General features: G+C 65.4%; 8 protein-coding genes and 1 tRNA gene. 4 read left to right on the top strand and 5 right to left on the bottom strand.

The window, feature by feature from the left end:
- The first annotated feature begins 365 nt into the window (after positions 1–365).
- The 3 genes from ACFE7K_RS11995 to ACFE7K_RS11985 all read left to right on the top strand — a co-directional run bounded on the left by ACFE7K_RS11995 (position 366) and on the right by ACFE7K_RS11985 (position 4603).
- On the top strand, positions 366–1682 hold the full coding sequence (locus tag ACFE7K_RS11995) for an EAL domain-containing protein (protein ID WP_375398428.1): 1317 nt from the start codon (positions 366–368) through the stop codon (positions 1680–1682).
- A 44-nt stretch (positions 1683–1726) separates the two neighbouring features.
- A complete protein-coding gene (locus ACFE7K_RS11990; protein WP_375398427.1) occupies positions 1727–4156 on the top strand; it encodes an ATP-binding protein in 2430 nt (809 codons plus the stop codon).
- A 63-nt stretch (positions 4157–4219) separates the two neighbouring features.
- On the top strand, positions 4220–4603 hold the full coding sequence (locus tag ACFE7K_RS11985) for a response regulator (protein ID WP_375398426.1): 384 nt from the start codon (positions 4220–4222) through the stop codon (positions 4601–4603).
- A 46-nt stretch (positions 4604–4649) separates the two neighbouring features.
- On the opposite strand, the gene ACFE7K_RS11980 is transcribed toward ACFE7K_RS11985, so the two are convergent.
- The 5 genes from ACFE7K_RS11980 to ACFE7K_RS11960 form a co-directional block, all read right to left on the bottom strand.
- Positions 4650–6023, bottom strand: a complete 1374-nt coding sequence (locus ACFE7K_RS11980; protein WP_375398425.1) for a DUF3526 domain-containing protein — start codon at positions 6021–6023, stop codon at positions 4650–4652.
- Positions 6020–7423 (bottom strand): ABC transporter permease subunit, encoded by a 1404-nt coding sequence (locus tag ACFE7K_RS11975; RefSeq protein ID WP_375398424.1) that lies wholly within the window; start codon positions 7421–7423, stop codon positions 6020–6022. The genes ACFE7K_RS11980 and ACFE7K_RS11975 overlap by 4 nt, the downstream gene beginning before the upstream one ends.
- The gene (locus ACFE7K_RS11970; RefSeq protein WP_375398423.1) at positions 7420–8160 is read right to left on the bottom strand and encodes an ABC transporter ATP-binding protein; all 741 of its coding nucleotides are present in this window, start codon (positions 8158–8160) and stop codon (positions 7420–7422) included. The genes ACFE7K_RS11975 and ACFE7K_RS11970 overlap by 4 nt, the downstream gene beginning before the upstream one ends.
- A complete protein-coding gene (locus ACFE7K_RS11965) occupies positions 8157–10496 on the bottom strand; it encodes a TonB-dependent receptor (protein ID WP_375398422.1) in 2340 nt (779 codons plus the stop codon). Before ACFE7K_RS11965 ends, ACFE7K_RS11970 begins: the two co-directional genes overlap by 4 nt.
- A gap of 317 nt (positions 10497–10813) precedes the next feature.
- Positions 10814–10887, bottom strand: a tRNA-Cys gene (locus ACFE7K_RS11960).
- Between the two features lie 181 nt (positions 10888–11068).
- Between ACFE7K_RS11960 and ACFE7K_RS11955 the strand changes: the two genes are divergently transcribed.
- Positions 11069–11734, top strand: a complete 666-nt coding sequence (locus ACFE7K_RS11955; RefSeq protein WP_375398421.1) for a protein-L-isoaspartate O-methyltransferase — start codon at positions 11069–11071, stop codon at positions 11732–11734.
- Positions 11735–11744: the final 10 nt, after the last annotated feature.

The raw sequence follows: 11744 nt of genomic DNA, 5'->3' as shown, positions 1-11744 counted from the left end.
GGTGGTCTATCGCAAAGCGCCGCGGCCGGGTTGGCCGGATACAAGGCGACCCGCTCGCACTGGTTCGGCACCGGCAAGCGGAGCCGCATAGCGAGAACGGGTCGCAGAATACATTACCAAGGACGGATTTGCTCGTCGCCCTTGATCAGCGCAATAATGAAAGCCAGCATTCGCTTTTCCTCTGTCATGCGCCCACCCTGGGCACGCTCTTTGATTAATGCTTTGTTAACCAAGATACAAGATGGTTGTGCAAGCCTGGCGCGCACGGCATTCTTCGGATTGCCTGCTTAATCAATCCTTCAGCAACCCAGGTTAGGCGGGGCCATATGGCGCGCAACGGTGCATCCAGGCCCCCGCAAACCCCCTTGGCGGCCAAGCAGGGTACGAGCATTTCGGTCGAAGATGTCGTCGCCGCCTGGTCGCCACCCGAGCGACTGCTCGATCAAGCATGGGCATTCCAGGCATTGCTCCACGTCAGCAATCTTGCGGTGCTGCGCCGTCAGTTGGGGGTGGCCCGGGCACATTCTCTGGTGTTGGACGTCGCGGCCAGGCTGGCGGATCTGCTCCCCGCCGCCGCCATCACCACCGCGGGCCGCTGGGTGGTCGAGGTGGATGCGCGTATTTCCGGGGCCAGCGAATTGTACGATCATGTCGATGCCATCGCGGCCGCCTTTGCCGAACCGCTGCAAATCGATGGCGAAATGCATGCCGTCGACCTGGCGATCGGTGCGGTCGGCGGACCGGCGGACGTCGTCTCGCCGATCCGCCTGGCCGAAGAGGTCGAAGACGCCCTTGTGCAATCGCGGTCGGATCATGCGCCGGTCATCCGCGACCTGTCGGAGGCCGCGCCGCAAATCGACAAGCTGGCGCTCAAGCGCGAGCTGAAGGGGGCGATAGATCGCGGCGAGCTGTTCCTGCAATATCAGCCCAAGGTCCATGTTCGTCGGCAGGACATTGCCAGCGCGGAGGCGCTGGTGCGGTGGCGCCATCCCGCGCGCGGATTGATTCTGCCTGGCGACTTCATCCCGGTGGCTGAAGCGACGCGGGACATCGAGCGCTTGACGCTCTGGACGCTCGAACAGGTGATCGCCGACCAGCAGGTGTTGCGCGCGGATGGCGAAGATATCACGCTGTTCGTCAACATTTCGGGTCAGTTGCTCAGCGACCCCCGATTCGTCCAGCGGGTGTGCCGGATGGTCAGCGAGGCGGAGGTCAAGCTGGGGTTCGAGATCACCGAAACATCGGTAATCCGCGACCCGACGAGCGCGATCGCCAATTTGAACACGTTTGCCGATCACGGCATCGCTATTGCGATCGACGACTACGGCGCCGGGCTGTCGAGCCTGGCATATCTGAAGCAGCTGCCGGCCCGCGAGCTGAAGATCGACAAGATGTTCGTGATGCAGCTGACCAGCAGCAACCGCGATCCGCTGATCGTTCGCTCAACCATCGATCTCGCGCATGCGCTGGAAATGGAGGTTACCGCCGAAGGCGTCGAAACGCCGGCCGCACTGGCGCTGCTCAGTGTCATGGGGTGCGACATGATCCAGGGCTATCTGATCAGCCGCCCGATTGAATTGGGCGTGTTCCGCCAGTTCCTGCGCGATCATAAGAATGCCGCGCTGGTCGATACCGCGCGCGCGACGTTCCGTTCCGCCGCGTTCAGGCGCACCGCCGCCTGACATTTAGCGTGGCCTTAACGCGGGCAGGTCAAAGTCCGCTGGTCATGACTCGGCATCTTCTGTTCCGGCTGCTCGCGATATTCGCATTGTTGGCGACGCCCCAATTTGCGCTTGGACAGAAAGTCACCCCCAGCGGACTGCAATCGGCAATCGACGATGCCAAAGCGTCGATGCTGATCGATCCGTCCCGGACCATTGCCAAAGCCATCGCCGTTCGCCGGATGGCAAGCACGCTGTCGGGATCGCAGCGGATCGAGGGGATCGCCACCAGCCAATGGCTGGAGGCCGAGGCGCACCTGCGCCTTAACACGCCAGACATGGCCGGTCCGCTCATCGCCTCGGCGTTGGCGATGCTGGGCAAGGGTGCGCCCACCAAGCTCAAGGGCGACCTTCTGGTGTCGCGAGGCGGCTTTCACAATGCGACTGGCAGCGTCGTAAATGCACTCGCTGATTATCAGGCTGCGTTTGCCATTTATCGAGCTCTCGGCAACACCCGCAGCGAAGCTATCGCTCTGTCGAGCATTGCCGGATTATACGACGATGCCAACGATTTTCGCTCTGCCCTGAAATATTATGGCCAGGCGGTTGACGTCTACCAAGGCGACCAGAAGTTTCTGATGTCGCTGTATAATAACCGCGGTGGCGCACTGCGCCAGCTTGGGCGCTACACTGAGGCGGAAGCGCAGTTTCGGCAGGCTTTGAAAATTGCCCGAACGCTGACCAGCCCGGTGCTGGTCTCCCAGATACTCCGCAACGTTGCGCGCACCGAGCTCAACGCCGGGAAGCTTGACGACGCGGACCGAACGATCGCCGAGGGATTCAGTGAACTGCGCAAAGGCGGTGGCGACAGCATTGCACAACCGCTCTGGGCAGTGGCGGCTCAGGCTGCCTTGCAGCGCGGCCGTCTGGCGGCGGCGCGCACGATGATCGAACGCGCCTTCCAGAGCGTCGATCCGGGCAATCGATCGGCAATATTCTGGACCGCGCATAAGACGGCGTTCGAGATCTACCGCGCGCTGGGCGACGATGCGAAGGCGCTGGCGCATCTTGAGGCGATCAAGGCGATCGATGACGAAACGACTGCGCTTGCCACGTCGACCAACACCGCGTTGATGGCGGCCCGGTTCGATTACGCCAATCAGGAGTTGAAGATCACGCGGCTGCGCGCCGACGAGGCCCAGCGTCGCGCGGATACTCAATATGGGATCTTCGTTGCGTCAGGCATCACCTCGACGGTGGTCGTGGCGATGCTGGTGTTCGGCCTGGTCACGATCCGCCGCAGCCGCAACGGTGTCCGGGCTGCCAACATTGACCTCGAGGCGACCAACTCCGCGCTGAGCAAGGCATTGGCGGCCAAGACCGAGTTCCTGGCGACGACCAGCCACGAAATCCGCACGCCGCTGAACGGCATCCTCGGCATGACCCAGGTGATGCTGGCCGACCAGGGGCTCGATCCGGGCATCCGCGCTCGTATCGGGGTGGTCCATGGCGCGGGCGTGTCGATGCGTGCGCTGGTCGACGACATCCTCGACGTCGCCAAGATGGAGACCGGCAACCTGACGGTCGATCGCGCGCCGGTCGACTTGCCGGCCATGCTGCGCGACGTGTCGCGCATGTGGGTGGAACAGGCCCGGGACAAGGGCATCGACTTCGACCTGGATATCAGCGGCGCGCCGACATTGGTGGAGAGCGACCCGACAAGGCTGCGCCAGGTGATCTTCAACCTGCTGTCGAATGCGCTGAAGTTCACGGCGGCGGGGTCGATCCAGGTCAGCGCCGCGGTGCATGACATGCCGGCGGGCGAAATGTTCTCGATCGTCATCCGCGATACGGGTATCGGCATTCCGCCGGACAAGATCGATCTGATCTTCGACTCATTTCGCCAGGCCGATGCCGGCACTACCCGCCAGTTCGGCGGCACCGGACTGGGCCTCGCAATCTGTCGCAACATCGCGCGGGCGTTGGGCGGCGACGTCACGGTCGCCAGCGTGCCGGGCGAGGGATCGAGCTTCATGTTGACCCTGCCGCTGGTCCGCGTGGCTGCCGAGGAGCCGGGGCTTGCCGGTGGGGAGCAGGCAGGCGACGCGTTGCTGATCGTCGAGCGTAACCCGATCAGCCGTAGCATGGTCAGGACCCTGCTGTCACCGCACATCGCCGACATCCGGCTGGCCGGGTCCGTCGAGGAGGCGGTCGCCGCACTTGCCGCGCCAGGTATCACGCACGTGTTGATCGACGAGGCGACGATCAGCGCGGATGGCGATGCGGAGGCGGCTGCCCGCGCCTTGGCAGCGGCCGGAGGCGACGCCGCGGTGACGTTGCTGTGGACCAATCCTGGCGATGCCGACCATGTTCGCTTCGCCAAGGCGGGCGTCAGAAAAATCGTGGCCAGGCCGGTCGCCGGCGGCGCGCTGGTCAAACAGATCGTTTCGCCGGATATTGATCTAGCGAATGCGGTTGCCAGCCGCGCCGCATAGGAGGATAGATTAATCCATGATGGACCAATCATCCTGCCTGCTGGCATCGGCCGGTTCGCCGCGATGAACGTCCTGTTCATCGAGGACGACCCGATGAACAGGCGGGTCGTAAAGGACATGCTCGACGTGGCCGGGGCAACGATGGTCGAGGCGGAGAATGCCGAGATCGGGCTGCGACTGATCGACGAGCAGGATTTCGCGATGGCGCTGGTCGACCTGCGGATGCCGGGGATGGACGGCATCACCGCCATCCGCCAGGTAAGGAAGCGCGACGACGCCAAGGCGCGGCTGCCGATCATCGTCGTTACTGCCGACACCGCGATCGACCTGCGCGAGCGCTGCCTTGCCGCCGGCGCCGACGAGGTGCTGTTCAAGCCGGTGGCGATGGACGCGCTGTTCGAGGCAATCGGTCGAATCCTGGCCGGGGGCGAGGACGTCGTCGTCTAACCGGCCATTCGAAAATTCGCGTCGGGAAAGGTCCGCCAGCCGCTCGTCAACAGACTTCCTGGCGACGTATGACACTCAGGGTGGTCAGAACGGCAGGAATGATGAGGATCACGAAGAAGAATGTCAGCATGATGAGCGGCAGCGATGACGCGGATGTTGCAGGAAAACGAGGCAGGCTCTCGATCCGGGCCCGGCTCAACGGGCGACCGGCAAACTGCAGCGACGCCACGGCATCACGCCACGCGAGATAATGGCGGTTTACATCCTCCTGGAAGCGGGCTCGCGCGGCGAATCCCGTTCCGGCGATCTCGGTCATCAGCGACTGCTCGGCACCCACCGGCGAAAGGAATTGCAGCATGCTGGCGACACGATGCTGGCGGGCGAGCGTCGCGTTGAACCGCGCCAGCGCGGGAGCGACCGCGCGGTCGATCTCGAGCGAGACCGCGAAACGCGCATCGCTGCGCTGTGCGGCATCATCGGGATGGCGCGGCAGACCGGGATTGCCCGCCAGATAGCGGTCGACCAGACCGACGGCATTCGCCTGCGCGGTGATTTCGGCGGTGCGCGCAGCGATGGTCAGTTCGATGCGCGATGGCGATGGCGCGATCGCCTGCGCGGCGGCGTCGACCAGCGCGGGGACGACGAATGCCAGCATCGTCCAGGCGCTGAGCAGCACGGCCGCGCTGCGCGCCGCGCTCCAATGCCGCAAGTTGACAAGCGCGACAAGGCCCCACCAGAAGATCATTCCACCGGTCGCCAGGGCCAGCAGAGCCGATACCCGCGGCCATCCTGCCGCGCCCGATCCGGTGACCTGGATCGCGACGACGATCAGCACCAGCACCGCCAGCGCCAGCGGAACCGCGCGCGCCAGGGTGCGCGTGGCGAGCAGCGTTCCCCGACCGCAGCCGCCAAGCGCCAGTTGCCGGTCGACGCCCAGATCGCGATCGCGCGCCAGCAGGTCGTAGCCCAGCGCGATGATCAGCAAGGGCACGATCACGGCCAGCAGGAACGCCCAGTCGAACCGCCCGATCACCAGCGGCCAGGGATTGTCGGTCTGATAATCGCGGAATAGATGATAGAGCTGGTCGGTGGGGGCCGCGGTCACCGCAATCGGATCGAGCATCGCGCGGCCGCCGGCGAGGCCGAGCAGCGGCGGCGCCGGGCGAAGATAACTCGTCCTGACGGACCCGGCTTCCTCCGCCGTTGGTTTGCCCGCGGCCAGGGTCTTGAGCAGCGCCGCCTCGCCCGCGGCGGCGCTCGCGGCGTAGCGGTCGGTCACCGCCGACCATTGCCGCGTCAGCGCCTGGCCGTTAAGGGTGGCCATCAACGCGGCGAGCGCCAGCGTGACGAAGACGATCGGCAGCAGGCGCTCGCGCAGGACAATTCGTAACTCCCAGCGAAACACGCGCCAGCCCTTCATCGCGGCCGCTCCATGCGGCGGATGCCGATCCACAACGCCAGTCCCGCCAGCACCGCCCAGAGCGCCAGGATGCCGGCCGCGCCGACGAAGCTCTCGTGCAGATCCGTCAGCGCGGGAGCGCGATAGTCGAAGCGCGGCACGTCGCGCCATAGCCGCGGCCCGTTGACGTAATCGGCCCCCCGGTCGCCGCCGCGAAGGGTCTGGTCACCGTTCAAAAAGGCGATGATCCGGCGCCTCGTTGCTTCCGCTTGCGTGGCGAAATCGCGCTGGTGCGCCAGATCGGCGGCGGCAAGGCTTGCCGACAAGGCGCGGAACGCCGTCGTCGGCGAAAGCGCGCCGATCGCCAGCCGGACGCCTTCCTGCCGGTCCTGTGCTTCGGCAAGACGGCGCGCGGCCGCTTCATGGACGCGGTTGCCCGCTGCCTCGCCGCGCGTGAGCGCGACGCCGCGTCCGTTCAGCAGCCTGCCGTCGACGACTACCGTCTTGGGTCCGCCCGGAAGGCCGATCCCCGTCGCCTGACGGTCGGCATCGACGGCCTTGCGCACATCGTCGCGCATCGCCGTCGTAAACGCCTGCCCCATTGGCAGCGGCGCGATCAGCTCGGCGGCAGAGGCCGCGACACGCGGGACGATCGCGACCGAGATCACCCAGATCGCAAGGATCGTCGCCAACGCGCCGCGTACGGTCGCGCTCCGCGCCGATACGGCAAGCCCGGCCAATACGAAGATAGCGCCGTACAACGTGACGATCCCGACCCACGCGGCGGCGCGTGCCAGGGCATCGGGGAACAGCGACTGCGTCGCGGCCACGCCAGCAATCGAGGCCGCGAGCAGCGCTGTGGGAACGAGCACCATCGTCGCTTGCGCGGCCAGCTTGCCCAGCGCGAGGCTCCCCACGCCGCCAGCGCTGGTCAGTTCGAGATCGAGCGTGCCCCGCTCCCGCGCCGCCGCAAACGCGCCATGTCCGAGCAGCATCGCGATCAGCGGCAGGAGCGTTGCGAACACCCAGGCGGGTGAAATGTCGAGGCCGAAGGGCGGGGTGGCGCGGTCTTCGGCGGGGCGGAAATTGGCCGGGTTCTGCTTGTGCGCTTCCATCCACACCGCCGCGCCCTGATAGGGCGCCGCGCCGCTGTCGAGCCAGCCGAGCGGATCGGCGGGGCGCACCGCATAGCGCGAGAAATGGGCGACGGCGTGCGGATTGCGCAGCTTCTGGCTGAGGAAGGTCGCGGCATCGAGCCGCTCGGCGGCAGCCTGCGTCCGCGCCGTCGCGCTTTGCCGCTCCGCCGTGGCGATCCCTGCCGTCACCACCAAGGCCAAGGCCAGCAGGGCAAGGGCAAGTGCGACGCCGCTGCGCCACGCAATCCGAAACTCGACTCGCGCTGAAGCCAGGACGGCGCTCACGCCTGCGCTCGCATATGCGCGAGGTACAGCGCTTCGGCGGCCGATGCGCTGAGCGAACGGGCATCGACCGTCTCGACCAGCCGCCCGGCGCGCATCACGCACAGCCGGTCCGCAACGTCATGCGCGCGGAAGATGTCATGAGTCGCCATCAGCACAGCGGTTCCGTTCCGCGCGAGTGCCTTGATCCGCTCCACCAGATCGTTTGCCGCCGCCGGGTCGAGCCCCGACAACGGCTCGTCGAGCAGCAGCGCGGCCGCCTGCTTGGCCAGCGCGATCGCGAGGCCGACCTTCTGGCGCATGCCCTTGGAGTAAGTCGCGATACGCTTCGACGCCCTGTCGCCCTCGAGCCCGGCGGTGCAGAGCAGGTCGCGCGCCGCGCAGTTGGACAAGGGTGGCCGTCCAGCCAGATCGTTGAAATATTGCAGCGTCTCGATACCCGACAGCGTCGGATAGAGCGCGACGATCTCAGGGACGTAGCCGAGGTGAGCGCGTGCGGCCGGAATGTCGTCGTGCACCGACCGGCCCATGACGCGCGCCGCACCCGCGGTCGGCGAGAGGAAGCCGAGGAACAGCCCGAGCGTGGTGGTCTTGCCCGCACCGTTCCCACCGAGCAGGCAGACAACCTCGCCGGCGCTCACGCTGAGATCGAGGTCGGCGAGCGCGGGCGTCGCCCCGAATATCCGGCCGAGACCCTCCGCCTTGAGCACGGGTGTGTCGGGCAGGAGCGTTATCGTCAAAGCGTCCATCCCGCTTCGAGCAGAAAGCTGCGCTCCGGATAGGGATGGATAACAAAGTCGCGGCTGTTGGTGATGTTGTCCACGCCCGCGCTGATCCGCATATGCTCGTTCAGGCGAAAGTTCACCTTGGCATCGAGCGCGAACAGTTCGGAGATATAGCCATAAGTATGGCCGCGTTGGAGCCCGAGGATATCCGTATTGGGCCGGCTGGCGTAACGCACGCCGAGCACGCCCTGCACGCGCGGTGTAATGTCGTAGCGCAGATTCCCGTTGAACCGCCAGCGCGGGATGCGCTGGAAGAACACGCCGTTCGATGCCGGCAGTGCCGAATTGCGAACGATGCGGCTGTCCAGCCATGCCCCGTTGGCATCCACGGACAGGCCATCGATCAGAAAATTTCGTGCTTCGGCGAGCAGCTCGACGCCGTATTGCCGGGTGACGTCGATGCTCTTGAACGAGGTGGTGATGACCCCGAACTGGTTCAGGCCCTGGAACGAGAATAGCGAGTTCTTCACGCGCTGGTAGAAAACCGACCCGGTCAGACGCAACTTGCCGAAATCACGGGCCAGCAACAGGTTCGCGTCGTTGCTTCGCTCAGGCGGCAGATTTGGATCGAAGCTGTTGATGTTGAAGGTGCCGTCACTGTTGAGCGCGCCCTGAAACAACTCGCCGACGGTCGGGAAGCGCGTCGCCATCGCCAGGCTGAGCTGCACCTTGGTTCGGGGATCGAGCGCAAGCTCGGCGGACAAGGTAGGACTGACCGCATTGTTCGTTCGCGTCGCGTAGCTGTTATAAATGATCGCGCCCGCCGTGCCGACGCGTCCCAATCCGCCGCTGAACGCACGCCAGTCATCATAGCGCAGCCCGGCGGTGATCGACAGCGCATCGGTCAGTTCGAGGCGGTCCTCGCCCCATAACGAGAGCTGGCGCGTCTTGCCGAAATTGCGGGTCACGAACACCGGGGCCGTGTGCGCCAGCCAGTCGCTCGTATTGTAACGCGTTTGGTCGGTCTTGTAGAGGCTGGCCGTCGCGCCGAAGGCAAACAGGTTGCGATCCGCCTTGTACTCCAGCGTGAGATCCCCGGTATACCAGCCGGTCGGGCCATTGTCGGTAAAGGTGCCGGCGCCGCGATTAATGCCGGCGACATAGCCGTTCGAGGTTTCGGTTTGCATCTTGGCCGTCTGGAAGGTCGATGCCACGAGCTTGACGGCGAACGGTCCGACCGGCGCGGCCACCTTGATGCCGGCGAGATATTCCTCCCGCACATTGCGCGACAGGTTCGCGCCCGCCGCGGTCCAGTTGCGGCCCAATGTGGTCACCCGGCCTTCGCACACGCGATTGTTCTGGGCATCGCGCAGATAGCAATCGACCTCGTTCAGCTGCTCGAGATTGTGCCAATAGGCAAACAGGCCCTCCGCCTTGATCGTGCCGTCGTCATAGCCGAGGCGCAGCTTACCCTGCAATTGCGTCACCAGGGCGCGGCCTTGCGAGGCGAAGATCGGCGCCGGATCGTTTGCGAGCACCGTGCCGCTCGGGCGGGTGGTTGTTGTCGGCACGCCGTTTGCCGTGGCGACGCGGGTCAGCGTGTCGGGATCAATCACCGCGCCGGTCACCGCGGTGCCGGCCGCAGCGCCCGTGGCGGGAAGCAGGAACAGGAAATTGGGCGGCTGTCCCTCGGACCGAAGATAGTGCCCCGATACCCGCACCGACCACGGGCCGTCCTTCTGCCTGAGCCCGAAGCCGCCATCCGCCGCGCCTCCGGCATAGGTTGCATCCGTGCCATATTGGTCGAACGGCTGCGCGAAGCCCTGGACCGACAGGAAGCCCTCCGTGCGTTCGACGTCGTTGGTCGTGATGTTGACGATGCCGCCCATCGAGTTGCCGACATAGCGCGACGAATAGGGGCCGTAGACGATGTCGAACTGGCGAACCTCCTGTGGCCCGACCAGATCGAACTTGGGTGAATTGCCGATGCCGTTGCTGAGGAAGTTGGAAACGACGAAGCCGTCGATCATTACCAATGTGCGCGCCGCCTGCTGCCCGCTGGTGCCGCGAAAGCCAGGACCGGCATTGGAGTCGCCGATATACCTTCGCCGGATGAAGAAGTTCGGTGCATATTTGATGAGATCGGAGACGTTGACCGCGTTGGTGCCGGCAAACTGCTCCTGGCCCAGCGACACGGCAAGGCCGCGCGGCGCGATCTCGATCGGCCGCTCGCGTTGCCCGACTACCAGGATGTCATCGGCGACGGCATTTGCCGGCGCATCGCCGGTGCGGGACTTGGCCTGGCCGGTCGAAGCAGGCGCCTCCGCCGCGTCGGGTTGCTTGCGGTTCATGGCGGACGGTCCGATCGACGGCTCCGCCGCAGCCGGAACCGCGCAGGCGAGCCATGCGGCCGACGCCAAGAGAATGCCCGTTGTTTTCATCGCAAAGCCCCCGTGCCCGCCACCCCCGGGGCATGACGGGCGGCTCTTCACACGGGACAAACCGACGAGTCAATGAAACATTATATCATCTCACGCTGGCTTGCACCATGCGCTGAGTGGCACCTGCGTGGTCGCGCCCAAGTTTCAGGCCGGGAACGTCTAACCTTGGACGGGGGGTTGGACACGCAATTGGTCAAGGGGTTGAAATGTCAGATGATGCAAAAAGGTGGAGGCCCGACCGGGAATCGAACCCGGGTGCAAGGATTTGCAGTCCTCTGCGTCACCACTCCGCCATCGGGCCCCGATGCCGAGCAAGGCCGCGGGCATTGCGCGGGCCGGTGTGCCAAGTCAACCGCTGGCGGCTGGGCAACACCGGCAACAAATTGCCGTCTCCGGCTTGGCGATGGTTGCCTGGCGCGATAGACAAGCGCCACACGGTTAGTGTATTGCTATAGTAAAACAGTTATGCGATAGGGCGGGGAATGAGCGATCCGGTAGCCGACATTACGAGCTTCGAGGCAATGCGCCACATGATGGTGCAGAGCCAGTTGCGCGCGAATGCGGTCAACGATCCGCGCGTGGTCACGGCAATGGATCGGGTGGCGCGCGAGCATTTCGTGCCGGCGGCGATGCAGCGCCTGGCCTATCGCGACACGGCGGTCCCGATCGGTAACGGGCGATCCATGAACCTGCCCGTCGCCACCGGCAAGCTGCTGACCGCGGCTGAGGTCCGCGCCACCGACCATGTCCTGCTGATCGGTGCGTGCGGCGGCTATACCGCGGCGGTGCTGGCCGAACTGGCGACGTCGGTCGTGGCGGTGGAAAGCGACCCCGATCTGGTGGCGCATGCCCGCGCCGCGCTGGCGCAGGGCAAAATCGAGTTGATCGAAGGTCCGCTCGACAAGGGTCATGCCGCCGGCGCTCCTTATGACCTGCTGGTCATCGACGGCGCGATCGAGGCGCTGCCTGAAACGCTGGCGAGCCAGGTCATCCCCGGCGGCCGGGTCGTCACCGGGCTGGTCGAACGCGGCGTCACCAGGCTCGCCTCGGGCCATGTCATTTCGGGCGGGTTCGGGTTGACCGCCTTTGCCGACGTCGATTGTGTCCGCTTGCCTGGATTTGTTCGGCCACGGGGGTTTTCGTTTTGAGGGTGACAGG

The sequence above is a fragment of the uncultured Sphingomonas sp. genome (assembly GCF_964244265.1).
Lineage (GTDB): Bacteria > Pseudomonadota > Alphaproteobacteria > Sphingomonadales > Sphingomonadaceae > Sphingomonas.
This window is presented reverse-complemented; position numbering and strand designations above follow the sequence as displayed.